This is a genomic window from Achromobacter pulmonis, assembly GCF_902859765.1.
Taxonomy (GTDB): domain Bacteria; phylum Pseudomonadota; class Gammaproteobacteria; order Burkholderiales; family Burkholderiaceae_B; genus Achromobacter; species Achromobacter pulmonis.
Genome location: NZ_CADIJV010000023.1, coordinates 74,081 through 99,621, shown reverse-complemented (window position 1 = coordinate 99,621; position 25,541 = coordinate 74,081). Strand labels below are relative to the sequence as shown.

Genomic DNA, 25,541 nt, shown 5'->3' with positions numbered 1-25,541 from the left:
CCCTACCGGGTAAACCCTGATTCGCCGTCACCAGCCAAGCCCAAGACTATAGCACAATTTTTGCAGATCGTGCAACTGGCTTCTGCCTGATTTGCACCGACTTACGCAAAACTCGCTGACCGCCGGTTCGAGAGAATCATCACTGACCCACCGCCTTGCCGCCCTGCGACAAACCCGCTTGCCGTAGCCTTCGAATCCGTTGCACTTGCCTGGCCCCGCCGCTCAACAAAACTGCTTGAACTGCGAAGGAGCGAGACTATAGCACAGAATTTCGGCTTGTCACGCCAGCATGACAGGCATTTTGCAGAAAGATGATGATTGACAGGGACACACCCCTTATTTGCCATGCGAGCGGCATCCGCTCTGCGCTACCGGGCCTGCGCATCCCTTACGACGCACCTCCAGCGAAGCGCCGTAGTGGAGCAACGATCCTGTCGCGCCCTCGGGGCTGACGCAGTTCATTCCTCTCTCTATATAGAGGGTAGAGACAGCCGCGATATTTGCCGCCCCCTACGTGGCCCTGGATTTCGGCCTGCTCGCTGATAGGCGGCCCCTCTGCACGCAATATCTATATGTAGAGACTGCCGCTATCCATTGGGAAACAGCCTCTACTCTTATATATAGAGGGCACACCCGCCTCTTCCGCCTCCCGCAGCCCTCTCCTATATACAGAGAGCGCTGCAGACGCGGGCCTCCCCCCATTTCCGCTACAGTCGCAGCTCGGTGGTTTCCTTGATCTGCTGAAGCGCGAAGAACGACCGCATATCCACCACCGCGGGATGGCGCATCAAGGTGTCCATGGCGAACCGCGAGAAATGCGCCAGGTCGGCGACCTGGATACGCAACAGGTAGTCCATGTCGCCGGACATGGCGTAGCACTCGACTACCTCGGGCCAGAGCTGGACGTCGCGGGCGAAGTCGCTCATGGGCGCGTGGCTGGAACCGCTGTGTTTATTCAGGCGGATGTTGACGTAGGCCAGCAGGCCCAGCCCGACCTTCTCGGCGTCGATCAGCGCCACGTATTTCTTGATGAAGCCCTTCTCTTCCAGCCGCCGCACCCGGCGCAGGCAGGGGCTGGGCGACAGGGAGACGCGATCGGCCAGTTCCTGGTTGCTCAGGCGGCCATCCCGTTGCAATTCGGCCAGGATCCTTAGATCTGTCCTATCCAGCTCTATGTCAGACATTTTCAGCCCCATATTTTTTATCTTCGGCAATATTATTGCTCAATCAGGCCACTTTCGCGACATGTTTGCAATTGTCTGCCTGCCTTTCCTCCCTACAATCTTCATCCTAGACTTGAACGACAAGTCGCCTCTACAACGACGCAAGGGAGCAGACACATGAGCAGCGCTTTCCAACCCTGGGACAACCCGATGGGCACCGCCGGGTTCGAATTCATCGAATATGCCGCGCCGGACCCCGCCGCGCTGCGCAAGGTGTTCGAACTGCTGGGCTTCAAGGCAATCGCCAAGCACCGCCACAAGGACGTGACGCTGTACCGCCAGGGCGGCGTGAATTTCCTGATCAACGCCGAACCCGATTCCTTCGCGCAACGTTTCGCCCGCCTGCATGGCCCGTCGATCTGTGCGATCGGCTTTCGCGTGCAGGACGCCGCCGCCGCGTATAAGCGCGCGCTGGAACTGGGCGCCTGGGGTTTCGACTCGCATAGCGGCCCGATGGAACTGAACATCCCCGCCATCAAGGGCATCGGCGACTCGCTGATCTACCTGGTGGACCGCTGGAATGGCAAGGAAGGCCACGGCGGCATTGGTGACATCAGCATCTATGACGTCGACTTCGTGCCGGTGGATCCGCAGAACGCGCAGGCCGACCTGAACCACCGCGGCGCCGGCCTGACGCTGGTGGACCACCTGACGCACAATGTGCACAAGGGCCGCATGGCGGAATGGTCGGAATTCTACGAGCGCCTGTTCAACTTCCGCGAGGTGCGCTACTTCGACATCGAGGGCAAGGTGACGGGCGTGAAGTCCAAGGCCATGACCTCGCCGTGCGGCAACATTCGCATTCCCATCAACGAGGAAGGCACGGAAGAAAAGGGCCAGATCCAGGAGTACCTGGACCTGTACCGCGGCGAAGGCATCCAGCACATCGCCATGGCCACCGAGGACATCTACAGCACGATCGAGGCGCTGCGCGCCAACGGCGTGGTGTTCCTGGATACGCCGGAGACCTACTACGAGCTGCTGGACCGCCGCCTGCCCAACCATGGCGAAGACGTGCAGCGCCTGCAGAAGAACCGCATCTTGCTGGATGGCGCCCCCGACGGCGGCCTGCTGCTGCAGATCTTCACCGAGAACCAGATCGGCCCGATCTTCTTCGAGATCATCCAGCGCAAGGGCAACGACGGTTTCGGCGAAGGCAATTTCAAGGCGCTGTTCGAGTCCATCGAACTGGACCAGATGCGCCGTGGCGTGGTGAAAGCCGTCGACTGACCGCTTCCCCCTCCCGCGCCGGTACTCATGTGTCCGGCGCTGGGCTTGAAACCTCGCTTGGCGCGAGGTTTTTTTTCGCCTGCCTTATTTCTTCAGGCGATCCTGGAACTGCTTGCGGAACTTGGCGACCTTGGGCGCGATCACGAACTGGCAATAGCCCTGCTCGGGATGCAGGGCGAAATAATCGCGGTGATAGTCCTCGGCCTGCCAGAAGTGCGCGGGCGCCAGCAACTTGGTGACGATGGGCGCGTCGTAGACCTTCTGCGCCTCGACCTCGGCGATGACGGCTTCGGCCTGCGCGCGCTGGGTGTCGTTCTGCCAGAAGATGGCCGACTCGTACTGCGGGCCGACGTCATTGCCCTGGCGGCCCGGGGTGGTCGGGTCGTGGGTGGCGAAGAACACGCGCAGCAGGTCGCTGTAGGACAGTTCGGCCGGGTCGAATTCGACGCGCGCCACTTCGATGTGGCCGGTGTCCTTGCCGCAGACCTGTTCGTAGCTGGGGTTGTCGACGTGTCCGCCGCTGTAGCCGGGCAGCACGCTCTTGACGCCGCGCAGGTCGGTAAAGACCGCCTCGACGCACCAGAAACAGCCGCCGCCGAGGACGGCGACCTCATTGCCCGGGGAGGGTTGTTCTGCCATGACCATTCCTTTCCTGAATCTTTCCAGAGACGATACGACTACTTCTTCGCTGGCGCCAGCGACAGAATCCATTCGGCCAACAGACGGGCATCTTCCGGACTGACATGGGTTTGCGCCGGCATGGGCACCGCACCCCAGGTGCCGCGCCCCCCGCTGCGGATCTTGCCGGCCAGATAATCCACCATGGCATCGCCCTGCCCGGCATAGCGCTCGGCCACGCTGGCCAAGGGCGGGCCGACGCGCTTGACGTCGACCTGGTGACAGGCCATGCAGGCCTTGCTCTTGGCCAGTTCCAGGCCGGTGGTTTGCGCCTGCGCCGCGCCAGCGGCCAACAGGCTGGCGGCGACCGCCAACAGACTACGTATCGAATGCATCGGTTACTGCCCCACGGCTCGCGGTGCTGGCGAGCTTGCCGAACTTGGCAAGCACACCGCGTGTATAACGCGGCTTGGGCTGGACCCAGGCCTGGCGACGAGCCGCCATTTCATCGTCGCTGATATTGAGCTGCAACAGCAGCTGGTGGGCATCGATGGTAACCGAATCGCCCTCGCGGATCAGCGCGATGGGACCGCCGACGAAAGCCTCCGGCGCCACGTGGCCCACCACCATGCCCCAGGTACCGCCCGAAAAACGTCCGTCCGTGATGAGCCCCACGGTTTCGCCCAGCCCCTGCCCCACCAGCGCGGAGGTCGGCGCCAGCATTTCCCGCATGCCGGGTCCGCCCTTGGGACCCTCGTAGCGGATCACCACCACATCGCCATCGCGGATCTGGCGCGCCATGATGGCGGCCATGGCGTCATCCTCGGAATCGAACACGCGTGCCGGGCCCGTGATCACCGGGTTCTTCAGCCCCGTAATCTTGGCTACGCATCCTTCGGGCGACAGGTTGCCCTTGAGGATGGCCAGATGGCCTTGAGGGTAGAGGGCACGGTCCAGCGGCATGATCACGTCCTGATCGGCACGCGGCGTGTCGGGCACATCGGCCAACGATTGCGCCACGGTCTGGCCGGTGATGGTCATGCAATCGCCGTGCAGCAGGCCCGCGTTGAGCAGCAGCTTCATGACTTGGGGAATGCCGCCGGCGCGGTGCAGGTCGGTGGCCACGTACTTGCCGGACGGCTTGAGATCGCACAGCACCGGCACGCGCTGGCGGATGCGTTCGAAGTCGTCGATGGTCCAGGGCACGTCGGCGGCGTGGGCGATGGCCAGGAAATGCAGCACCGCGTTGGTCGAACCGCCCGTCGCCATGATGACGGAGACGGCGTTCTCGATGGACTCGCGCGTGATGATGTCGCGCGGACGCAGGCCGCGCCTGACCGCCTCCACCAATACCCGGGCGGATTCCGCCGCCGAGACGACCTTTTCGTCGTCTTCATTGGCCATGGTGCTGGAGTACGGCAGGCTCATGCCCATGGCCTCGAAAGCCGAGCTCATGGTGTTGGCGGTGTACATGCCGCCACACGAGCCGGAGCCGGGAATGGCGCATTTCTCGATCTGCTTGAAATCGGCCTCATCCATGCGGCCCATGGTGTATTCGCCGACCGCCTCGAATACCGAAACGATGGTCAGGTCCTTACCCTGGTATCGGCCCGGCTTGATGGTGCCGCCATAGACATAGATGCCCGGCACGTTCGTGCGCGCCAGGGCGATCATGCCGCCGGGCATGTTCTTGTCGCAGCCACCGATGACCACCACGCCGTCCATCCACTGGCCCTGGGTGGCGGTCTCGATACAGTCGGCGATAACCTCACGCGACACCAGCGAATACTTCATGCCCTCGGTACCCATGGACATGCCGTCGGAAATGGTGGGGGTGCCAAACACCTGCGGATTGGCCTTGGCGCCGCGGATGGCCTCGATGGCGGCGTCGGCCAGGCGCTGCAGACCGCTGTTGCAGGGCGTGATGGTCGAATGACCATTGGCCACACCGATCATGGGGTTGTCGAAGTCGGCTTCCTGGTAGCCCAGCGCGTAATACATGGCGCGGTTGGGAGCCCGGGCAACGCCGTGCGTGATGTGGCGGGAACGTTCGTTGTGCGACATGGTCTGTTGTCTCCTGTCGGCCGTCAGGGCGCGGACATGGCGATCGCGCCCGGGTGGGTGGCCAGCTCGCTCGCGGGCGAGTCTCGGGATACATCGGCATTCAAGGGCGAGCGCCTCGCCTGTCGATCTATCGCAGGGCTTGCCGGTTATTATCATTCAACTTCATTGTGTCGGGCGGAACATGCTGCAATATCCCAAATTCGACCCCATTGCCCTGCAGATCGGGCCTTTGTCCATCCATTGGTACGGACTGATGTACCTGGTGGGCTTTGCCCTGGTGTACCTGCTGGGCCGCTACCGCATCACCAGCGGCCACACCACCACTCTGAACGTGCGCGACCTGGAAGACCTGATCTTCTACAGCGTGCTGGGCGTGGTGCTGGGCGGACGACTGGGTTACGTGCTGCTCTACAAGCCGGGCTACTACCTGGCGCATCCGCTGGAAGTGGCCTACCTGTGGGAGGGCGGTATGTCGTTCCACGGCGGGTTGATCGGCGTGATCGTGGTGATGCTGCTGTTCGCCCGCAAGAAGCGCCTGCCCTTTTTCGCCTTTAGTGATTTCATCGCGCCCTTGATTCCGCTGGGACTGGGCTTTGGCCGCCTGGGCAATTTCATCAACGGCGAACTGTGGGGCCGTCCGACCGACGTGCCGTGGGCAATGGTGTTCCCGAGCAGCGGCGATGGCATCCCGCGTCATCCGTCGCAACTGTATGAGCTGGGCCTGGAAGGCATCGTGCTGTTCGCGCTGATGTGGTGGTTCTCGAGCAAGCCGCGCCCCCAGGGCCAGGTAAGCGCGGTTTTCCTGATGGGCTACGGAACGTTCCGCTTCCTGGTGGAATTCACCCGCGAGCCGGACAACTTCCTGGGCCTGCTCGCGGGCGGGTTGAGCATGGGACAGTGGCTGTCCCTGCCGATGGTCGTCCTGGGCGCCATCATGTTTGTGCTTACTGCAAAACGATCGTCCCGTTGACCGAAATGCTGACCGTGACGTTCCCCGACTCCAGGGGAACGTCGGCGCTGAAGCCGGCGCCACCCGACGCGTCCTTGGCCATCGCGTTCATCATGCGCGGCATCGGCGTGACGCCGCCGGCGCCGCCCAGTTCGAGCTTGCTCAGGCGGTAGCCCGAGAAACCGAAAGCGTTGGCGGCGGCCAGCGCGCGCTCCTTGAACGCCTGGGCGGCTTCCTTGAGCAGCTTGCGTTCCTCGGCATCGCGCACGGCGCGCGACAGCGAGAAGCTGATATTGGAAATAGCGGTCTTGTCGGACAGCTTGGACGCCAGCGCGGCGGCGGCCGCGAAATCCTTGGATTCGAGAATCACTTCGCCCTGGCCGCGCCAGGTGGTGCTGGTCTTGCCCTTGCTGCTGCTGATGGTATTGGGCCAGACGTTGACGCTGCCGGTGCGCACTTCGACCCCCTTGGTGTCGCGTGCGCGCTTGACCACGTCTTCCAGCATCTCGGTCAGCTTCTTGCCGGCGGTGGGCTGGTCCGCCGCTTCGACTTCGGCCGACAGCGAAATGCGTACCGTGTCCTGCTTGACCTCGGAGGATGCGGTGGCCTGCAGGGTCAGTTCCGGCGAGCGATTGGCCGCGGACTCCGCCGCGGCGGGAGCCGGCGCCTGGGTCTGCGCGAAGACGGGCTGCGTCAGGGAAAGCGCGGCCACGGTCGCGCACGCCGCGCCAAGTTTGGTCAGCGAAAAAACGGGGGATTTCGACATGGACTGGTCCTATGAGGGAGGACGATGGGGGGACGCGCCCGACGCGGACCTGCGCTCGTGGCAGGCCCGCTGGGAAAGATGCCCCGCCTGTGCCGTCAAGGCCGGCATCTCGAACCCTGAGGTTCAAGGTGGTCGCGTTCCGAAGAGCGTCGGGTTCGTCTACGAGAGACAATCGCTCCAGCTCTGCACTCCCGCAACCAATATGCCATAAGACATAGGTTCAGAGAATGTATGGCCAGGTCACGGACACGGCAGGGACAAACTGAAAAATCTGTGGTGAAAACTGCGTATGAACGTCAGAGCAGCTTTTCTTGCCCTGACAGGGCATCATCCAGGACTGCGTTCATGTCCTCGATTCTACGCTTGAAGTCGCCGACCGCCAAACCGCCCAGCGGACCATCCGGCGCTTTCATCGCTAGCAATTCCCCCGCCACTTGCAGCGCGGCCATCACGGCGATGCGCTCGTTGCTGGAGACCTTGCCGGAACCCTGGATACGCAGCATGAGCTGATCGACATGACGCACGGCGGCCAGCAGCGTGGGCTTTTCCTCGGCCGAGCATGCCAGCGAGTAGTCGCGCCCGAGTATCGTTACATCTACGCGTTCCATCAGTGTTGCTCTCCGGACGGCGCACCCGGCAGGCGGGCCAGGACGGCGTCGATGCGCTCGCGGGCCGAGGCGGCAGCCACGCGCAAGCGCTGTAGTTCGGTGTCGCGGCGCTGCAGGTTGCCCTGCAGTTCGGTTTCGCGGGCGGAGAACCGCGCTTCGAGCGACTGGCGCTCGGCGGTCTCGCGCGCAAGCTGTTCGCGCAAGGCCGCTTCGGCCTTCTGCGCCTGCTCGAGCATCGCGGTCACGGCGCCGTCGTTGTCCTGCAGTTTGCTTTGCAGCGTGGCGATGTCGGCATCGCGCTCGGTGACGCGTTGCTTGAGCATACGCTGCTCGGCTTCTGATTCATTCAGGCGCGCGCGCAATGCGTCACGCTCGGCATGCAGTTGCCGGGTGCGTTGCACCAGTTGCCCGATACGGGCGGCGAGTTGGTCTAGGTCTTGCAGCATGGGCGCTATCGTAAACCATCCAGTGGGGAATCGGGCCTCTTCACGCAAGGTGAGAAACACGGCAATATTCGGTAGGAAATGCGGCACTTATGCCAGCGGCCGGCAACATACCCGATCAGGCCACACTAGAAAAGTCCCCCGCGCGGCGCATCGCGGCGATCCAGCCGGACCGCTTTCGCATTTCTTTCTATCAACTTTCACTTAGCTTTCAAAAAGCCCTCAATCTGGTCCCCCCGTTACAACTGAGGATCGGGAGTTCCCCAATTTTAGGGAAAACCCCAGGCTTTCACCTAGCTTACAGGGTTTGCATCGTTGCAGGCGTCCATTACCATTCGGCCTTTCAAGAAGCCTCGACGACGCTTTCATAAAAACCAAGGGCACCCCGACGTGCCTTTTTTGTGCCTGTCACTCGCCTTTCGGCGAGAGCGGCAGACCACAAACCCTTTTTATCTACATGCTGTAAACAGGAGCCAACCAATCATGCAGCTACGCAATCGACAGGACTTCTGGTCGGGGGTGATGTTCATCGCCCTCGGACTGGGATTCGCCTGGCAAGCCAGCAGCTACCAAATGGGTACTGCCGCCCGGATGGGCCCCGGGTATTTTCCTTTCTGGCTGGGCATCGTTCTCGCATTGCTAGGTGCCATCGTGCTGCTTGGCTCGATGTCGAAGAAGGCCCATGAAACCCACGTCGACAAATTCGACTGGCGCATCGTCGCGCTGGTGGTCGGTTCGGTGGTGTTCTACGGCCTGGTCCTGAAACTGCTGGGTATCTATATCTCGGTGTTCCTGCTGGTGGTCATCAGCAGCCTGGCCAGCCATGAGTTCAACCTGAAGGTGGCTGTCGCCAACGGTATCTTCCTGGTGGTGTTCTCGTATCTGGCGTTCGTCAAGGGGCTGGGGCTGATTTTCCCGCTGTGGCCGTCGTTTCTGGGTATGAATTGAGGAGCAAGCGGCCATGGAATTGATTGATCACCTGATGATGGGTTTCTCGGTGGCGTTCACGCCCGAGAACCTGCTCTACGCCCTGCTGGGCTGCATCCTGGGCACGCTGATCGGCGTGCTGCCGGGGATCGGCCCGGTGCCAACCATTGCAATGCTGTTGCCGATCACGTACGTGCTGCCCCCGGTGGCCGGCCTGATCATGCTGGCGGGCATTTACTACGGCGCCCAGTATGGCGGCTCCACCACCGCCATCCTGGTGGCCCTGCCTGGGGAAACCTCGGCGGTCGTGACCGTGCTGGACGGCCACCAGATGGCGCGCAATGGCCGCGCCGGTGCCGCGCTGGCCATCGCCGCGCTGGGCTCGTTCTTCGCCGGTTGCGTGGCCACGCTGCTGCTGGCCGCATTCGCGCCCCCGCTGGCTGAAGTCGCCTTCAAGTTCGGCCCCGCCGAGTACTTCTCGCTGATGTGCCTGGGCCTGGTCGGCGCCGTGGTGCTGGCCTCGGGCTCGCTGCCCAAGGCGATCGCGATGATCATCCTGGGCCTGTTGCTGGGCATGGTCGGCACCGACGTCAACTCGGGCGTGGCCCGCTTCGACTTCGGCATCCCGGAACTGCAGGACGGCATCGACTTTGCCATCGTGGCCATGGGCGTGTTCGGCTTCGCCGAGATCATGACCAACCTGGAGCAGAAGGAAAACCGCGTCGACATCACCGACAAGATCGGCTCGCTCTATCCCAACAAGCAGGAATTCAAGGAATCGGCGCCGGCGGTGCTGCGCGGCACGGCCCTGGGTTCGGCCCTGGGTATTCTGCCGGGTGGTGGCGCGGTGCTGTCGTCGTTCGCCTCCTACACGCTGGAAAAGAAGATCTCGAAGAATCCGGAGCGCTTCGGCAAGGGCCACCCGGCCGGCCTGGCTGGCCCGGAATCGGCCAACAACGCCGCCGCCCAGACTTCGTTCATCCCGCTGCTGACCCTGGGTATCCCGGGCAACGCTGTGATGGCGCTGATGGTTGGCGCGATGACGATCCACAATATCCAGCCCGGCCCGCAGGTCATGTCGAGCCACCCCGAGCTGTTCTGGGGCCTGATCGCTTCGATGTGGATCGGCAACCTGATGCTGGTGGTGCTGAACCTGCCGCTGATCGGCCTGTGGGTCAAGCTGCTGAAGGTGCCCTACCGCATCCTGTTCCCGGCGATCCTGGTGTTCTGCACGATCGGTGTGTATTCGTTGAACTACAACACGTTCGACATCTTCACCACCGCCATCTTCGGCATCATCGGCTATGTCTGGTCGAAGCTGAAGTGCGAAGGCGCCCCGCTGCTGCTGGGCCTGGTGCTCGGCCCCATGATGGAAGAGAACTTCCGGCGCGCTCTGCTGCTGTCGCGCGGCGACTTCAGCACCTTTGTGACGCGCCCGCTGTCGGCCTCGCTGCTGGCCGTGGCCGCATTCCTGGTGATCCTGGTCGCTCTGCCGGCGATCCGCAAGAAGCGCGAAGAGACTTTCGTCGAAGAAGATTGAGGACGGCGCCGCCGCGTTACGCGGCGGCCTACCCGCCCTGCCCGAACCCCCGGCCGGGGGTTTTTCTTTGGGCGCGCGGCTGGCTCGTCGATTCAGGGTGCGGCGCCGAAAGAAACAAAACACTACGACCCAATACAGGGTGTGCGCGCAACCCCGGACATCTACGTTAAGCTACGGGTTTACCCCCACGCGATGATTCGACATGAATTTCGACTGGAACAACCCCTACCCCACGCTGCGTACGCCGGTCTTCGCGCGCAATATCGTCGCCACCTCGCAACCGCTGGCGGCCCAGGCCGGGCTGCGCGTGCTGGCCAGCGGCGGCAACGCGGTGGATGCGGCCATCGCCGCGGCCGCGACGCTGACACTGACCGAACCCGTCAGCAACGGCCTGGGTTCGGATTGCTTCGCCATCGTCTGGGACGGCGCCCGGCTGCATGGCCTGAACGCCTCGGGCCCGGCCCCCGCGGCCTGGAACCCGGAGTACTTCCGCCGCCGGCACCAGGGCGTGGTGCCGACCCGCGGCTGGGACAGCGTCACCGTGCCGGGCTGCGTGGCCGGCTGGGCCGCACTGCATGAAAAACTCGGGTCCATGGCGTTCGCCGACGTGCTGGCGCCCGCCATCGATTACGCCGAACGCGGCTTCGCCGTCAGCCCCATGGTGCAGCAAAAGTGGGCCGCGCAGGCCGATATGCTGCAGCCGCAACCTGGCTTCGCCGAACACTTCCTGCCACGCGGCCGCGCGCCGCAGATCGGCGAGCATTTCATCCTGACAGGCGCCGCGGCGACGCTCAAGCGCATTGCCGCCAGCGGTGGCCGCGATTTCTACGAAGGCGAGACGGCGCACAAGCTGGTGGCCCACGCCCAGGCCCATGATGCCGCCATGACGCTGGCCGACCTGCGGGATTTCACCCCCGAGTGGGTGACGCCGATCAGCCAGGCCTACCGGGGCCATACCCTGCACCAGATCCCGCCGAACGGCCAGGGCATCGCCGCCCTGATCGCACTGGGCATCCTGCAGCACTTCGATCTGGCGGCGCGCCCGATCGACCACCCCGACACCCAGCACCTGCTGCTCGAGGCCATGAAGCTGGCGTTCGCCGATGTCTATACGCACGTGGCCGACGCCCGCCACATGCGCCTGGCGCCCGAGCAGATGCTGCGCGCCGATTACCTGGCCGAACGCGCCCGGCTGATCGACCCCAATGTCGCCCAGGTATTCGCCTGCGGCCATGCGCCGCAGGGCGGCACGGTCTACCTGACCGCCGCCGACCGCAACGGCATGATGGTGAGCTTCATCCAGTCAAACTACATGGGCTTCGGCTCGGGCGTGGTGGTGCCGGGCACTGGCGTCAGCCTGCAGAACCGCGGTCACTGCTTCAGCGCCGAGGCCGGCCATCCCAATGCCGTGGCGGGCGGCAAGCGCCCCTTCCACACCATCATTCCAGGCTTCCTGATGCGCGATGGCGCGCCGGTCATGAGCTTTGGCGTGATGGGGGGCAACATGCAGCCGCAAGGTCAGGTACAGACGCTGGTGCGCATGCTCGACTACGGCCAGCAGCCGCAGGCCGCCTGCGATGCGCCGCGCTGGAAATGGCACCAGGGGCTGGCCGTGGACATCGAGGCCTCGATGCCGGCCGCCGTTGTGCAGGGACTGCGCGCGCGCGGTCATGTGCTGCAAGGCATTGACGACCCTTATATGGACTTCGGTTCCGGCCAGTTCATCTGGCGCCTGGGCGATCCGGCAGTCGATGGCTACGTCAGCGCCAGCGACAGCCGCCGCGATGGACTCGCCGCCGGCTTTTGATTGCGTTAAGGTTACTGCCTCAGGTTTTCCTTTCCACAGCGGAGTCCCCTGCATGGCATCGATCGGTACCAAGAGCTACGACGCGGTCGTGGCCCAGAAAGTCGCATTCCTCGGCCTGGGCGTGATGGGCCTGCCCATGGCCGGCCACCTGGCTCGCGCCGGGCACGACGTCACCGTGTACAACCGCACGCAGTCCAAGGCGCAGGCCTGGGCGGCCGAGTTCGGCGGCCGCAGCGCCGTGACGCCGCGCGAGGCCGTGGCCGGCGCGCAGATCGTGTTCGCCTGCGTCGGCAACGACGACGACCTGCGCAGCGTGACGCTTGGGCCCGACGGCGCGTTTGCCGGCATGGCGCCAGGCGCGGTGTTCGTGGACCACACCACCGCCTCGGCCGATGTGGCGCGCGAGCTTTACGCGCAAGCCAAGGACCTGGGACTGAATTTCATCGATGCGCCGGTGTCGGGCGGCCAGGCCGGCGCGGTCAATGGCGCGCTGACGATCATGTGCGGCGGCGAGCAAGCCGTGTTCGACGCCATCAAACCGGTGGCGCAGGCCTTCGGCCGCGCCGTAACGCGCGTGGGCCCCCCGGGAGCCGGACAACTGGCCAAAATGGTCAACCAGATCTGTATCGCCGGCATCGTGCAGGGCTTGTCCGAAGCCGTGGCGTTCGGCCAGGCCGCCGATCTCGACATGAAGCTGGTGCTGGACGTGATCAGCAAGGGCGCGGCGCAGAGCTGGCAGATGGAGAACCGCGGCGGCACCATGGTCGACGATAAATTCGACTTCGGCTTCGCGGTGGACTGGATGCGCAAGGATCTGGGCCTGGTGCTGGCCGAGGCGCGCCACAATGGCGCCCGCCTGCCGCTGACGGCGCTGGTGGACCAGTTCTACGGCGATGTGCAGAAGATGGGCGGCGGCCGCTGGGATACGTCCAGCCTGATCAAGCGCCTGCGCGATTGACTGACCGCCCGGCATGAAAATAGCGGCCCCCCGGGTCCGCTTTTTATCGCCTCAGGCCGCTTGCCGCGCAACCTGCGCCGGCGCCAGGTCGAGCGCATCGATGCGCTGGCGCGCCAGCGCCACCCCTTCGAGCGCCGCGACTTCGCCCATCGCCATGCCTTCGGCGGCGATGAAGGTGACCTCGTTCATGCCCAGGAAGCCGAGCATCTGCCGCAAGTACGGAGTCATGGTGTCGTTGGGGGTGCCTTCGGCCTTGCCGCCGCGCGCCGTCAGCACGAACACCTGCTTACCCTTCACCAGCCCCTCGGCCACGCCTTCCGGCGTATAACGGAACGTGACCCCGGCACGGGCCACGTGATCCAGATAGCTCTTGAACTGGGCCGGCAGGTTGAAGTTATAGACCGGCACCGCGAACACGACACGATCGGCCTGCAGCAGTTCCGCGATCAGGGCATCGCCACGTTCGACGATGCGTTGCTGCTCCAGCGTGCGCGCATCGGCGGGCGTGAACAGCGCGCCAGCGGTGGCGCCATCGAAGTACGGCAACGGTTCGGCGCCGAGATCACGGATGGTGACGACAGCGGCGGGATCGGCCTGCTTGATGCGGGCCACCATGTGGTCGGCCAGCTCCTTGCTGTGCGAGCGGCTGCCGAGAATCGAGGACAGGATGACAAGGGTCTTCATAACGTGATCTCCAGTGCGGACCGCGAAAAGCGCGGGTCTTGAGTGCATGGCGTCACTGTAGATCGCTTAATTGATCACATAAACCCAGGTATGATGAACTGTTCGTTCCAAACATAGAACAATCATGCAAGATCTAAACGACCTCTATTATTTTTCCCAAGTCGTCGAACAAGGCGGTTTCAGCGCCGCGGCGCGGGCCCTGGATATTCCCAAATCCCGCCTGTCACGCCGCATTTCGCACCTGGAAGAAAGCCTGGGCGTGCGGCTCCTGCAACGCACCACGCGGCGCCTGCGCCTGACCGCCGCCGGTGAACGCTATCTGCACTACTGCCGCGAGATGGCCGCCTCGGCCCGCGCCGCCGACGACGCCATGCGCCAGCTGCAGGCCGAGCCCACCGGGCCGGTGGTGGTCAGTTGTCCGGTCTCGATCGCGCAGGACGTGCTGGCGCCGCTGCTGCCGGAATTCCTGGACGCCTGGCCGGCCATTTCAGTGCAGTTGCTAGTGACCAACCGCCGGGTGGACCTGATCCGCGAGGGCGTGGATCTGGCGCTACGCGTGCGCACCAAGCTCGACACCGACGCCGAACTGGTGGTGCGCCATCTGGGCACCGCGCGCGGCACGCTGGTGGCCAGCCCGGCCTACATCCAGCGTCACGGCGCGCCCGACACGCCGCAGGATCTGGCATCGCATACCACGCTGAGTTTCAGCGACCCGCAGAACGAGGTGCGCTGGCCGCTACGCAACGACAAGGGTGAAGAGGTGCATATCGAGCTCAAGCCGCAGCTGTCATGCAATGACTTCATCGTGCTGGTGGAAGCCGCCGTGCGCGGCCGCGGCATCGCGCTGTTGCCATCGATCGCGACCCAGGAAGAACTGCGCCGCGGCCAGTTGGTGCCGGTGCTGCCGCAATGGCAATCCCCGGAAGGCATCGTGCACTGCATTTACCCGTCGCGGCGCGGCATGATGCCGGCCGTGCGCACGTTGCTGGACTTCCTGTCGCAGCGCCTGCCCCCCACCTATCAGCGGCTGGAGAAGCAAGGCGCCACGGCGCCTGCGGCTCAATAGCCGCGCGCGCGCTCGACCACGCCGGTGATGGGTTCGCCGCGCATCAGCCGGGCGACCTTGCCGGCGATCTGCTCGATGCTCTCGTCGCGCAGCGTGCGGGCGGCGATGTGTGGCGTGACATGCACCCGCGGATCGCGCCAGAACGGATGGTCCTTGGGCAGCGGCTCGGTATGGAACACGTCCAGCGTCGCGCCGGCGATTTCCCCTTCTTCGAGCATCTGCACCAGGTCTTCCTCGACCAGGTGTTCACCCCGGCCGACGTTGACCAGATGCGCCTCGGGCAGCAACTGGCCGAGCGTGTCACGGTTGAGGATGCCGCGGGTGTCGGACGTGAGCGGCAGCACGTTCACCAGGAAGCGGGTGCGGGCCAGGAACGCCGGCAACGCGTCCTGGCCGGAAAAGGATTGCACGCCAGGGATCTCGCGCGGGCTGCGCGACCAGCCCGCGACCGGATAGCCAAATTCGGCCAGCGTCTGCGCCACGCGCGCGCCGACCTGGCCCAGGCCCAGCACGCCCACCGGCCAATCGGCCTGGCGCGTGCCTTCGCGGGTGTCCCAGTGCTGGCGCGCCTGCGACTCGTCGAAAGCCTGGAAATCGCGCGACACGCGCAGCAGCGCATAGAGCGCGTACTCGGCCATCTGCACCGACATGCCGGCGTCCTCGAGGCGGACGATGCGCACGTGCGGCGGAATCTCTTTCATCTGGAGCAACGCGTCCACGCCAGCACCCAGGTTGAACAGCGTCTCGATGCGGGTCTCGTGCTGGAACAGCTCGACCGGTGGTTTCCATACCAGAGCGACCTCGGCGCCGGACGGCGGGCCATCGGGATTCCAGACGGAAATGCGACAGCCGGGCATGGCGGCTTCCAGGCGCGGGACCCAGACGTCGGGGTCGTGCAGGGGACAGGCAAAGAGGATATGCATGGCGGGAATCCGGACGAGCGAGAGAAACCGCAAGCATGGGGGAAGATGGCGCGTAAATCAAACGGCCCGGCATGAAGCCGGGCCGTTCGCCAGAAACAACGACCGCAAGCCGATCAGGCCGCTTGCGTCACCGCAGGCTTGTTCTTGTTGCGGTTGCGGCGCGCAAAGGCCCACAGTTGCAGCACGACCAGCAGCGTACTGGCGGCGATGAACCAGGCGCTGATGGGGCGCTCGATGAACACGGCCAGGTTACCGCGCGACAACAGCAGGGCACGGCGGAAGTTCTCTTCGACCATGGGCCCCAGCACGAAGCCGAGCAGGATGGGCGCGACCGAGAATTCCAGCGTCATCAGAATGGCGCCGATCACCCCGAAAGCCAGTACTTCCCAGATCTGGAACAGGCTGTTCTGGGTACTGAAGACGCCCACCGCGATGAAGAACATGGCCGACGGGAACAGATACCGGTAAGGCACCTGCAGCAGCTTGACCCACACGCCGATCAGCGGCACGTTGAGCACCATCAGCAGCACGTTGCCGACCCAGAAGCTGGCGATCAGGCCCCAGAAGATGTCCGGGTGCTCGGTAATGAGCTGCGGACCAGGCTGGATACCCTGGATCAGCAGGGCCCCCAGGATCAGCGCCATCACCGCGTCACCAGGAATGCCCAGGCTCATGGTCGGGATGAAGTCGACCTGCGTCTTCGAGTGCGACGAGGCTTCCGGCGAGGCCACGCCGGCGATCATGCCGGTGCCGAACTTCTCGGGCGTCTTGGAGATCTTGCGCTCCAGGGCGTAGGCCACGAAGGTGGTGATGGTGGGACCGGTGCCGGGCATGGCGCCGAACAGCGTGCCGACGGCCGTGCCGCGCACCATCGGCCAGAAGGCCTTTTTCAGTTCCTGCTTGCTCGGACGCATGTCGCGCAGGCTCAGCTTGGCGCCGCTGCCGATGATGGTCATGCGGTTGACGCTCATGAGGAAGTCGGCCACGCCGAACAGGCCCATCGAGATCGCCACCAGTTCCAGGCCATCGGACAGGTCGAGCAGGCCGAACGAGAAGCGGATGGTGCCGGTGTTCACGTCGGTGCCGACCACGCCGCACATCAGGCCGAACAGCGTCATGGCCACGCCCTTGAGCGGCGAACCACGCGACATGGTGGCGCCGGCCAGCAGGCCCAGCAGCATGATCGAGAAGATCTCGGTCGGGCCGAACTTGAACGCGATTTCGACCAGCAGCGGCGAGGCGAAGATCATGACGATGATGCCGACCGACGCCGCGAAGAACGAGCAGATCATCGTGATACCGAGCGCCGTCCCGCCCTTGCCCTGCTTGGTCATCGGATACCCGTCAAGGCAGGTGACCGCGTGCGGCGGGTGCGAAGGCAGGTTGAGCAGGATCGCGCCGATGGCGCCACCGTATTGCGAGCCATAGAAGATGCCGGCCAGCATCAGGATGGCAGGCACCGGGTGCATCACGTAGGTGAGCGGCAGCAGGATCGAGATGGCCGACAGCGCGCCCATGCCCGGCAGCACGCCGATGAGGTTGCCCACCAGCACGCCGAAGAACGACCACATCAGATTGTGGAGCTGGAACGCGACGCCGAAGCCGTACCAGAGGTCGGTCAAAGCTTGAGAAATCATGGCGCATCAACCCCAACGAAACAGCGGCAGCTGCAGTTGCAGCGCCCACCAGAAAACCACCACCGCGATGACGGACATGCCGACCGACAACACGAACGCCTGCTTGACCGTATTCTTGCGGTCGCCCAGGGCCGAGATGAACACAATGGCAAACGTGGCCGGCAGCAGCCCGCCGTAATGGCCCAGCAACAGGAAGGCCAGCGTGCCCAGCAGAATGCAGGCGCTGCCACGGAAATCCGGCAGTCCGTGCGCATGGCCGTCGCCAGGCGCGGGAGGCGTGGATTCGCCGGAACGCGCCGAGATCGCGATCAGGATCCCGGTTAGCGCCAGCAGTGCGCCCAGTGCCGCGGGAAAGAACCCCGGCCCCATGTGACTGAGCGTTCCGATGTGATAGTCCGTACCACCATAGATCGCCCCCAATCCGACAAGGACCATCAGCGCACCGCCGTAATAGTCCTTTCTATTAATTGTTTTTTGCACTTCCTTCCTCCTGAAGCAGGGTCGTGCGGACCCTCGGGACGGCACCCAAGACGTGCGCCGTCCGGCTTTTTCCAGCAAGCCGGCTGGCAGATTACGGAAGGAAGCTGCTAATTCGCTTTCTGTGCGCTGTCGCGATGCTGAATTCGGGGGTTATCCCTGATGGGAATCCGAGCGAAGCGCAAGATCGAGGAGGACAACCGAATGAAAGCTTGGGCGCGGCTGCGCGCCCGCCGGTCATTGTTCGCCGCTGAACTCGGCGTCGGCCGACCGCGGGTATTGCGATACGGTCGTCGCCAGCGGCAGCCACAGCACCGCCGCCAGGCCCACTCCGCCCTGGGCGTTGGGCTCGCCGTCGCGCAATTCGATATCGCCGTCATTGCGGCGGGCATAGGCGCGGGCGATGGCCAGCCCCAGCCCCGACCCCGAGGAAGCCACCGGCTTGTCGGTGCCGACCCGCTCGAAACGGGCGAAGGCCCGGGCGCGCAAGAGCGGTTCCAGGCCAGGACCGTTGTCGGACACGGCCACCTCGATACGCTTATCGACCCGGCCGACCGAGACCGTGATGCGCGCGCCCACCGGCGCGTAGTGGATGGCGTTGTGCACCAGGTTGGACAACGCTTCGTGCAATTCGGCTTCGTTGCCGGACGCCGGCGCCTCGGCTTCCTGGCCTTGCTCGTTGACGGCCTGCACCCAGCCCAGATCCTGCTGTTTCTCGTGCGCCAGCGGCAGGTATTGCAATACCACTTCACGCGATACGGCATTCATGTCGAGCAATTGCCGTGGCACCTGGTCCGACTGGTTGGCGTGGGCCAGCGACAACAACTGCTCGGTCAGGCGCCGGGTGCGTCCCAGTTGGTCGACGATCGCGCGCAATCCCTCCTGGGCCCGGGCCGGGTCGCGCTCGCGCAGGGCGTATTGCGCCTGGGTCAGCATGATGGCCAGCGGCGTGCGCAATTGGTGCGACGCGTCCGCCAGGAAGTGTGATTGCTCTTCGAGCACGCGGCGGTAGCGGGCGATGTGGTGATTGACGGCATCGACCAGCGGCGCCACCTCGCTGGGCACGCGCGATGCGTCGAGCGCGGTCAGGTCGTCGGGCCGGCGGTTGCGGATGTCGGCGCGCAGGCGGCGCAACGGCTTCAGGGCCCAGGACACGCCCCACCACACCAGCAGCACCACCAGCGCCAGCATGCGGGCATCGCGCAGGATTTCCTGCCGGCGGGCGCTGTTTTCGGCCTCGATGCGCTTGCCGGTGCTTTCGGCGACCAGCACCAGCACCTGGCGATGCGCCCCTTGGTAGTACAGGTCACGCACCAGCGACACCACCCGCACCGGGTCGTTGCGGTAGACGCCGTCGTAGAACACCGGCGGGCCATTGGAACGCGGCCAGCTCGGCGGGCGCGGCAGCTCGGGCATGCCCAGCAGGGTCTTGCCCTGCGCGGTCGGCACCGGCGCACCGTCCGGCAGCGGCGGATCGATCTGTTCGATGCGGAAGTACTTGCGCAGCCCGGCGCGCGATTCCAGCATGACCTGGGCGTACAGGGGCGTGGCCACCTGCAGCGACCCGTCGGGCGTGAACTCCAGACTGCTTTCCAGGACCCGGGCGGGTTCGACCAGCGCGCTGTCGTAGGCCTCGTTGGTGATTTCGGAAAGGGTGCGGTAGTCGTTCAGGCTGTCGATGACCAGCAGCGCCACCACGCCGGGCAGCAGCAGGATGATCAGCAGCGCGCGGATGCCGACCCGCGGCAACCCAGGAATCCGGAGGCTCACGTGGGGGTCAGGAGTCGGCGGCTTCGCTGGCGACGCTCTCCAGCATGTAGCCCAGCCCGCGCACGGTGACGATGCGCACGTCGCTGCCAGCCAGCTTCTTGCGCAGGCGATGCAGCACCACCTCGATGGCGTCGGGGTTGGCCTCGCTGTCGTGGGTGAACACCTTGCCGAACAGTTGCGACTTGTCCACCGGATAGCCGCTGCGCGTCAGCAGGGCCGCCAGGGCGGCGTGCTCGCGCGGGGTCAGGAACAACAGCGAACCGTCCAGCGTGAAGGCGCGGCTTTCGCTGTCGTAGGACAGCGAGCCGCACTGCAGGCGCGGATGCTGGCGGCCGCGGCTGCGGCGCACCAGCGCGGTCAGGCGGGCTTCCAGTTCTTCGAGGGCGAAGGGCTTGGTGAGGAAGTCATCGGCGCCCAGGTTCAGCCCGCGCACCCGGTCCTGCAGCGCGCCCTGGGCGGTCAGCAGCAGCACTGGGGTGCGGTCGTCGCGGTTGCGCATCTCGCGCAGCACCACCAGGCCATGCTTGTCGGGCAGGCGCAGGTCCATGACGATGGCATCGTATTCGGTGCCCGCCATGAACGCTTCGGCCGTGCGCGCGTCGGCGGCGTGATCCGGCACAAACCCGCTTTGCGCGAGCGCGCGCATCAGCCAGGACGCCATGTCCCGTTCATCTTCAACCAACAATATGCGCATGACCGTCCGTTCCTTCGGGCAAGTTTTCTGCCGTCCGCTGCCCATGCACGCGCTGACGCAGGTAGCGGGTTTCGTGATGACGCCGAAAGAGGATTGCCGACAACTCGTTCAACGCCTGGGTGTAGACGTCGCGCTTGAACTCGATCACGGCATCCAACGGCACCCAGTACTGGCTCCAGCGCCAGGCGTCGAATTCCGGATGCTGCGTCGCGCGCAGGCAAACGTCGCTGTCACGTCCCACCAGGCGCAACAAGAACCAAATCTGCTTTTGTCCTTTATAGTGGCCGCGCCACTCACGCCGGACGAAGTGATCGGTCACGTTATAACGTAACCAATCGCGTGTACGCCCCAAAATACGGACATGCTCGGGCTTCAGGCCCACCTCTTCATGGAGCTCGCGATACATGGCCTGCACCGGGCTTTCGCCGTACTTGATGCCGCCCTGCGGGAACTGCCAGGCATGTTCCCTGATACGCTTGCCCCAAAAGACCTCGTTTCTGTTATTGACGAGAATGATGCCGACATTGGGGCGGTAGCCTTCGCGGTCAAGCATGGGCCACCCCCACCGAATTCAATACAATTACAGTCGATTATACGTATCTGCTGCCACCTTTAAACATGCGCGCATCCAACTACCACATCAACACCCTCAAAGAAGCCCCTTCCGAAGCCGAAGTCGCCAGCCACCAGCTGATGACCCGGGCCGGCATGATCCGCAAGCTCGCGGGTGGCATCTACACCTACATGCCCCTGGGCCTGAAGATCATCCGCAAGGTCGAGGCGATCGTCCGGGAGGAAATGAACGCCTCCGGCGCCATCGAACTGCTGATGCCGGTGGTCCAGCCGGCCGAACTCTGGATGGAATCGGGCCGCTGGGAGCAGTACGGCGCCGAACTGCTGCGCATCAAGGACCGGCACCAGCGCGATTTCGTGCTGCAGCCGACCTCCGAAGAGGTGATCACCGACATCGCCCGCAACGAGATCCACAGCTACCGGCAGTTGCCGTTGAATTTCTATCACATCCAGACCAAGTTCCGGGACGAGCGCCGCCCCCGCTTCGGGTTGATGCGCGGCCGGGAATTCACCATGAAGGATGCCTACTCCTTCGACCGCGACGAGGCCGGCGCCCAGCGCAGCTACGACAACATGTACGCCGCCTACATGCGCATCTTCGGCCGACTGGGCCTGGAGTTCCGCGCGGTGGCGGCCGATACCGGCTCCATCGGCGGCAGCCGCAGCCATGAATTCCAGGTGATCGCCGACACCGGCGAGGACCTGCTGGTCTACAACGCCGATTCCGACTACGCCGCCAACATCGAACTGGCCGAGGCGCCCTGCCTGTACGCCGAGCGCGGCGCGGCCACCCAGCCGATGGCCGACGTGGCCACCCCGGGCGCGGCCAAGTGCGAGGACGTGGCACGCCTGCTGGGGCTGCCGCTGGAGCGCACGGTGAAGTCCATTGTCCTGGCCACCGACGGCGACAAGGGCAAGGTCGACATCTGGCTGCTGCTGCTGCGCGGCGACCACGAACTCAACGAAATCAAGGCCGGCAAGCTGCCGGGCCTGGCCGGTTTCCGTTTCGCCACGGAAACCGAGATCGTCGAGCATTTCGGCTGCAAGCCCGGCTACCTGGGGCCGGTGCGCACCGTGCGCCCGGTACACGTCATCGCCGACCGCACCGTGGCCAACATGGCCGATTTCGTCTGCGGCGCCAACCGCGAAGATTTCCACATCCAGGGCGTGAACTGGGGCCGCGACCTGCCCGAGCCGGAACGGGTGGCCGACCTGCGCAACGTGGTGGCCGGCGATCCCTCGCCGGATGGCAAGGGCACGCTGTCGATCCAGCGCGGCATCGAGGTCGGCCACGTTTTCTACCTGGGTAAAAAGTACTCCGAAGCCCTCAAGGCCACCTTCCTGGACGAGACCGGCAAGCCGGCCGTCCTGGAAATGGGCTGCTACGGCATCGGCGTCACCCGCATCGTCGGCGCCGCCATCGAGCAGAACCACGATGCCCGCGGCATCATCTGGCCGCGCGCCATCGCACCGTTCGAAGTCGTCATCTGCCCGGTGGGCTGGGGCAAAAGCGAAACCGTGCGTAACACCTCTCTGAAACTGTACGAATCGCTGCTGGCGCGCGGCGTGGACGTCATCCTGGACGACCGCGACGCCCGCCCGGGCGTGATGTTCGCCGAGTGGGAATTGATCGGCGCGCCGCTCCGTGTAACAGTTGGAGAACGCGGCTTGAACGACGGTGTGGTGGAATTGCAGGCCCGTCGCGAAACCGAAGCGGCCAAGATTCCGGTAGAGTCCGCGCTTGAAGCCGTGCTGACGAAACTCGACACGCTGTGAACCGCCTTAAACCCTGAAGCAAGAACGGACTTTCCGCGTCCCGACCCGCATTATCGAAACCCGCATCGTGACCGATCCGAAGTCCGCCGAATCCCTCCTGCAAGTCCGTGTCTATTACGAGGACACGGACGCGGGCGGGGTGGTTTTCTACGCCAACTACTTGAAATTCCTGGAGCGCGCCCGCACCGAATGGCTGCGCGACCTGGGGGTCAACCAATCCGGCCTGGCCGCCAGCGAACAGCGGCTGTTCGTCGTCCGCTCGCTGGACATGTCCTATCGCAAGCCGGCCAGACTGGACGATTTGCTTACCATACGCAGCCGGGTCACACGACTGGGCCGCGCTTCGATACACTTCGCGCAGCGCGCAGAACGGGACGGGGAACTGCTTGCCGAAGGCAATATCCAAGTCTGCTGCGTCGATGCCGTCCACATGCGGCCGGTGGAACTGCCGGCCGACGTCCGCGCCAAACTGGAATCAATTCAGGAATAACCATGCAAGCCACCAACGACATGTCGTTGCTTTCGTTGATTACGCACGCCAGCGTGCCGGTCCAGTTGATCATGCTGATGCTCCTTGGCATCTCGATCATGTCCTGGACCTACATCTTCGCCAAGCGGCTGGCCATCAAGCGCGCCCATGCCCAGACCCGCCGTTTCGAGGACGACTTCTGGTCGGGCGGCGACCTGTCGATGCTGCAACAGGCCGTGGCATCGCGCCGCGACGAGCAAGGCGCGCTGGCCCGCATCTTCGACGCCGGCATGACCGAATTCCTGAAAGCCCGCCGTGGCGGCGCCGTCAATGACGCCACCGCCCTGCTCGACGGCCCGCGCCGCGCCATGCGCGCCGCCTACCAGCGCGAAATGGACGCGCTGGAGTCGCACCTGAACTTCCTGGCTTCGGCCGGCTCGGTTTCGCCCTATATCGGCCTGCTCGGCACTGTCTGGGGCATCATGCACGCCTTCATCGGCCTGTCGAACATGCAGCAGGCCACGCTGGCCTCGGTGGCCCCCGGCATTGCCGAAGCGCTGATCGCCACCGCCATCGGCCTGTTCGCCGCCATCCCCGCCGTGGTGGCCTACAACCGCTTCACCAACGACATCGACCGCATCTCGATCCGCTTCGACAGCTTCGTCGATGAATTCCTGAACATTCTGCAACGGCAGGTGCGCTGATGCCCTCGCTAAGCTCGCGCGGCAGGTCCGGCCGCCGCATGAAGGCCGACATCAATGTGGTGCCCTACATCGACGTGATGCTGGTGCTGCTGGTCATCTTCATGGTGACCGCGCCGCTGATCACGCCGGGCCTGATCCAGCTGCCCTCGGTTGGCGCGGCGTCGGACGTTCCGGTCAAGCCCCTGGAAGTCCAGATTTCGGAAGACGGCAAGATCGCGCTGCGCATTCGCGAACCCGGCGCCACCATGCAGGACATCGCCCGCCCCGAGCTGGTGGCGCAGGTGCGTTCGCGCATCACGGCCGAGACGCCGGTGGTGATCGCGGCCGACGGCAAGGTGCCTTACGAAACGGTGGTGAAGGTCATGGACGAACTGCGTACCAATGGCATCACCCGCCTGGGCCTGCTGGTGGACCAATCCGCCGGCGGCAATCAGCCCGCTCCTGCGAAAAAACGCTAACGCGAGGCCTTCCGCCGGCTCGCAATGCCCATGACCCCACCCATTATTCGACACCACAGCGGCCCGCCGGCCACGCCCCCCAACAACGACAACCGGATCGCCCTGATCCTGGCGTTGCTGGTGCACGCGCTGCTGCTGGCCGTGTTGATCGTCAATCTGAACTGGCACACCGAAAATCCCGGTCCGGTGCAAGTGCAATTGTGGGCCGACGGCAATTCACCGGTCCCCCCCCCGCCGCAGCCCGAACCGCCCAAACCCGAGCCCAAGCCGCAACCGGAGCCCGAGCCCGAGCCGCAGAAGCAGCCCGAGCCGGCGCCCGCGCCGCCGCCCAAGCCGGAACCGCAGGCCCAGCCCAAAGCGGAAGAAGTGGATCCGGAAATCGCCCTGCAGGAAGCCAAGAAAAAGCGCGAGCAGGAAGAACAGGCTCGCCAGGAGGCCGAGGCTGCAAAGGAAAAGGCGCGCCTGGCGGAAGAGCGCAAACAGGCCGAGTTGAAGGAAAAGAAGCGCCTCGAACAGGAACGCCAGGCAGCCGAGAAAGCCGCCGCTGAAAAGGCCGCAGCCGAAAAGGCCGCCGCGGACAAGGCGGCGGCGGACAAGGCCGCGGCCGAGAAGGCGGCTGCCGAAAAGAAGGCCAAGGAAGATGCCGCCAAGAAGGCGGCCGCCGAAAAGGCGGCGGCGGAGAAAGCCGCGGCCGAGAAAGCCGCGGCCGAGAAAGCCGCAGCCGAGAAAGCTGCCGCGGCGAAGGCCGCTGCCGAGAAGAAGGCCAAGGAAGAAGCCGCCAAGAAGGCCGCAGCCGACAAGGCGCTCAAGGACGCGTTCCGCAACGACGCCCTGGGCGCGGCCGGCATCCCCGGCGGCACCGCGGATCGCAACCAGGCCGGTGGCGGCAACGACAGCGGCTATGGCGCCAAGGTCCGCGCCTGCGTGCAACCTGGCGTGGCCTACCCGCCTCCGCCGCGCAGCGGATCGAACAATCCGACAGCCCAATACCGGGTAAAGTTAGGTTCTGACGGGAAGGTGAACGGGGTCACATTGACCAGTTCCTCCGGCAACGCGGGCTTCGACCGTGCGGTCGAGACCGGCATCCGCCGCTGCAACCCCTTCCCCAAGCCTTCGACCGGCCGCTACGAGCCCATCATTGACGTTGTCTACAGAATGTATGATTGACAGGAGATTG

The 25,541-nt window shown here is 64.7% G+C and carries 26 protein-coding genes and 1 other RNA gene; 12 read left to right on the top strand and 15 right to left on the bottom strand.

Annotation, left to right across the window (positions count from 1 at the left end; all coding sequences use genetic code 11):
• Positions 1–707: 707 nt before the first annotated feature.
• Positions 708–1,184 (bottom strand): Lrp/AsnC family transcriptional regulator, encoded by a 477-nt coding sequence (locus HV701_RS18860; RefSeq protein WP_175134542.1) that lies wholly within the window; start codon positions 1,182–1,184, stop codon positions 708–710.
• A gap of 156 nt (positions 1,185–1,340) precedes the next feature.
• Here HV701_RS18860 and hppD point away from each other — a divergent pair, with 156 nt between their 5' ends.
• On the top strand, positions 1,341–2,453 hold the full coding sequence (gene hppD / locus HV701_RS18855; RefSeq protein ID WP_175134541.1) for a 4-hydroxyphenylpyruvate dioxygenase: 1,113 nt from the start codon (positions 1,341–1,343) through the stop codon (positions 2,451–2,453).
• Between the two features lie 84 nt (positions 2,454–2,537).
• On the opposite strand, the gene msrA is transcribed toward hppD, so the two are convergent.
• From msrA to ilvD, 3 genes are read right to left on the bottom strand one after another with little or no spacing between them, the layout of a single operon-like run.
• The gene (gene msrA / locus HV701_RS18850) at positions 2,538–3,092 is read right to left on the bottom strand and encodes a peptide-methionine (S)-S-oxide reductase MsrA (protein WP_175134540.1); all 555 of its coding nucleotides are present in this window, start codon (positions 3,090–3,092) and stop codon (positions 2,538–2,540) included.
• 38 nt (positions 3,093–3,130) lie between these two features.
• The gene (locus tag HV701_RS18845; protein WP_175134539.1) at positions 3,131–3,466 is read right to left on the bottom strand and encodes a c-type cytochrome; all 336 of its coding nucleotides are present in this window, start codon (positions 3,464–3,466) and stop codon (positions 3,131–3,133) included.
• Positions 3,450–5,135, bottom strand: a complete 1,686-nt coding sequence (gene ilvD, locus HV701_RS18840; RefSeq protein ID WP_175134538.1) for a dihydroxy-acid dehydratase — start codon at positions 5,133–5,135, stop codon at positions 3,450–3,452. Before ilvD ends, HV701_RS18845 begins: the two co-directional genes overlap by 17 nt.
• 181 nt (positions 5,136–5,316) lie before the next feature.
• Here ilvD and lgt point away from each other — a divergent pair, with 181 nt between their 5' ends.
• Positions 5,317–6,105, top strand: coding sequence for a prolipoprotein diacylglyceryl transferase (lgt, locus tag HV701_RS18835; RefSeq protein ID WP_175134537.1), 789 nt, complete (start codon positions 5,317–5,319; stop codon positions 6,103–6,105).
• Here lgt and HV701_RS18830 read toward each other — a convergent pair.
• From HV701_RS18830 to HV701_RS18815, 4 genes are all read right to left on the bottom strand, one after another.
• Positions 6,080–6,850: an SIMPL domain-containing protein gene (locus HV701_RS18830; RefSeq protein ID WP_175134536.1), complete on the bottom strand. Its 771-nt coding sequence runs from the start codon at positions 6,848–6,850 to the stop codon at positions 6,080–6,082. The genes lgt and HV701_RS18830 overlap by 26 nt on opposite strands.
• Before the next feature lie 76 nt (positions 6,851–6,926).
• A non-coding RNA gene (gene ssrS / locus HV701_RS18825) (6S RNA) lies at positions 6,927–7,111 on the bottom strand.
• Between the two features lie 35 nt (positions 7,112–7,146).
• Positions 7,147–7,458 (bottom strand): cell division protein ZapA, encoded by a 312-nt coding sequence (locus HV701_RS18820; RefSeq protein WP_175134535.1) that lies wholly within the window; start codon positions 7,456–7,458, stop codon positions 7,147–7,149.
• Positions 7,458–7,904 (bottom strand): hypothetical protein, encoded by a 447-nt coding sequence (locus HV701_RS18815; RefSeq protein ID WP_175134534.1) that lies wholly within the window; start codon positions 7,902–7,904, stop codon positions 7,458–7,460. The genes HV701_RS18820 and HV701_RS18815 overlap by 1 nt, the downstream gene beginning before the upstream one ends.
• Positions 7,905–8,384: 480 nt before the next feature.
• Here HV701_RS18815 and HV701_RS18810 point away from each other — a divergent pair, with 480 nt between their 5' ends.
• The 4 genes from HV701_RS18810 to HV701_RS18795 all read left to right on the top strand — a co-directional run bounded on the left by HV701_RS18810 (position 8,385) and on the right by HV701_RS18795 (position 13,133).
• Positions 8,385–8,849, top strand: a complete 465-nt coding sequence (locus tag HV701_RS18810) for a tripartite tricarboxylate transporter TctB family protein (RefSeq protein WP_175134533.1) — start codon at positions 8,385–8,387, stop codon at positions 8,847–8,849.
• 13 nt (positions 8,850–8,862) lie between these two features.
• On the top strand, positions 8,863–10,368 hold the full coding sequence (locus HV701_RS18805; RefSeq protein ID WP_175134532.1) for a tripartite tricarboxylate transporter permease: 1,506 nt from the start codon (positions 8,863–8,865) through the stop codon (positions 10,366–10,368).
• Positions 10,369–10,570: 202 nt separating this feature from the next.
• Complete coding sequence (locus HV701_RS18800) at positions 10,571–12,175, top strand: gamma-glutamyltransferase family protein (RefSeq protein WP_175134531.1); 1,605 nt, start codon at positions 10,571–10,573, stop codon at positions 12,173–12,175.
• Between the two features lie 52 nt (positions 12,176–12,227).
• A complete protein-coding gene (locus HV701_RS18795) occupies positions 12,228–13,133 on the top strand; it encodes an NAD(P)-dependent oxidoreductase (RefSeq protein WP_175134530.1) in 906 nt (301 codons plus the stop codon).
• A 51-nt stretch (positions 13,134–13,184) separates the two neighbouring features.
• Here the strand turns inward: HV701_RS18795 and HV701_RS18790 are convergent, their stop codons facing one another.
• The gene (locus HV701_RS18790; protein ID WP_175134529.1) at positions 13,185–13,817 is read right to left on the bottom strand and encodes an FMN-dependent NADH-azoreductase; all 633 of its coding nucleotides are present in this window, start codon (positions 13,815–13,817) and stop codon (positions 13,185–13,187) included.
• A 124-nt stretch (positions 13,818–13,941) separates the two neighbouring features.
• On the opposite strand from HV701_RS18790, the gene HV701_RS18785 reads away from it, so the two are divergent.
• Entirely contained in the window at positions 13,942–14,883 is a 942-nt protein-coding gene (locus HV701_RS18785) for a LysR family transcriptional regulator (RefSeq protein WP_175134528.1), read from the top strand.
• On the opposite strand, the gene HV701_RS18780 is transcribed toward HV701_RS18785, so the two are convergent.
• The 6 genes from HV701_RS18780 to HV701_RS18755 all read right to left on the bottom strand — a co-directional run bounded on the left by HV701_RS18780 (position 14,877) and on the right by HV701_RS18755 (position 20,937).
• Complete coding sequence (locus HV701_RS18780) at positions 14,877–15,806, bottom strand: 2-hydroxyacid dehydrogenase (protein ID WP_175134527.1); 930 nt, start codon at positions 15,804–15,806, stop codon at positions 14,877–14,879. The two genes, HV701_RS18785 and HV701_RS18780, sit on opposite strands and share 7 nt — an antisense overlap.
• A gap of 113 nt (positions 15,807–15,919) precedes the next feature.
• The gene (locus HV701_RS18775; RefSeq protein WP_175134526.1) at positions 15,920–17,443 is read right to left on the bottom strand and encodes a tripartite tricarboxylate transporter permease; all 1,524 of its coding nucleotides are present in this window, start codon (positions 17,441–17,443) and stop codon (positions 15,920–15,922) included.
• A gap of 6 nt (positions 17,444–17,449) precedes the next feature.
• The gene (locus tag HV701_RS18770; protein WP_175134525.1) at positions 17,450–17,878 is read right to left on the bottom strand and encodes a tripartite tricarboxylate transporter TctB family protein; all 429 of its coding nucleotides are present in this window, start codon (positions 17,876–17,878) and stop codon (positions 17,450–17,452) included.
• 279 nt (positions 17,879–18,157) lie between these two features.
• A complete protein-coding gene (locus HV701_RS18765; protein WP_254595211.1) occupies positions 18,158–19,690 on the bottom strand; it encodes a sensor histidine kinase in 1,533 nt (510 codons plus the stop codon).
• A gap of 7 nt (positions 19,691–19,697) precedes the next feature.
• Positions 19,698–20,384: a response regulator gene (locus tag HV701_RS18760; protein WP_020925157.1), complete on the bottom strand. Its 687-nt coding sequence runs from the start codon at positions 20,382–20,384 to the stop codon at positions 19,698–19,700.
• The gene (locus tag HV701_RS18755; protein WP_175134524.1) at positions 20,365–20,937 is read right to left on the bottom strand and encodes an RNA pyrophosphohydrolase; all 573 of its coding nucleotides are present in this window, start codon (positions 20,935–20,937) and stop codon (positions 20,365–20,367) included. The genes HV701_RS18760 and HV701_RS18755 overlap by 20 nt, the downstream gene beginning before the upstream one ends.
• A gap of 65 nt (positions 20,938–21,002) precedes the next feature.
• On the opposite strand from HV701_RS18755, the gene HV701_RS18750 reads away from it, so the two are divergent.
• The 5 genes from HV701_RS18750 to tolA all read left to right on the top strand — a co-directional run bounded on the left by HV701_RS18750 (position 21,003) and on the right by tolA (position 25,531).
• Complete coding sequence (locus tag HV701_RS18750; RefSeq protein WP_175134523.1) at positions 21,003–22,733, top strand: proline--tRNA ligase; 1,731 nt, start codon at positions 21,003–21,005, stop codon at positions 22,731–22,733.
• A 67-nt stretch (positions 22,734–22,800) separates the two neighbouring features.
• Positions 22,801–23,223, top strand: coding sequence for a tol-pal system-associated acyl-CoA thioesterase (gene ybgC / locus HV701_RS18745; RefSeq protein WP_175134522.1), 423 nt, complete (start codon positions 22,801–22,803; stop codon positions 23,221–23,223).
• Positions 23,224–23,225: 2 nt separating this feature from the next.
• Positions 23,226–23,906 carry a protein TolQ gene (tolQ, locus tag HV701_RS18740; RefSeq protein WP_175134521.1) on the top strand — a complete coding sequence of 227 codons (681 nt, stop codon included), beginning with the start codon at positions 23,226–23,228 and terminating at the stop codon, positions 23,904–23,906.
• Positions 23,906–24,364, top strand: coding sequence for an ExbD/TolR family protein (locus tag HV701_RS18735; RefSeq protein ID WP_175134520.1), 459 nt, complete (start codon positions 23,906–23,908; stop codon positions 24,362–24,364). The genes tolQ and HV701_RS18735 overlap by 1 nt, the downstream gene beginning before the upstream one ends.
• A gap of 30 nt (positions 24,365–24,394) precedes the next feature.
• Positions 24,395–25,531 carry a cell envelope integrity protein TolA gene (gene tolA, locus HV701_RS18730; protein WP_175134519.1) on the top strand — a complete coding sequence of 379 codons (1,137 nt, stop codon included), beginning with the start codon at positions 24,395–24,397 and terminating at the stop codon, positions 25,529–25,531.
• Positions 25,532–25,541: the final 10 nt, after the last annotated feature.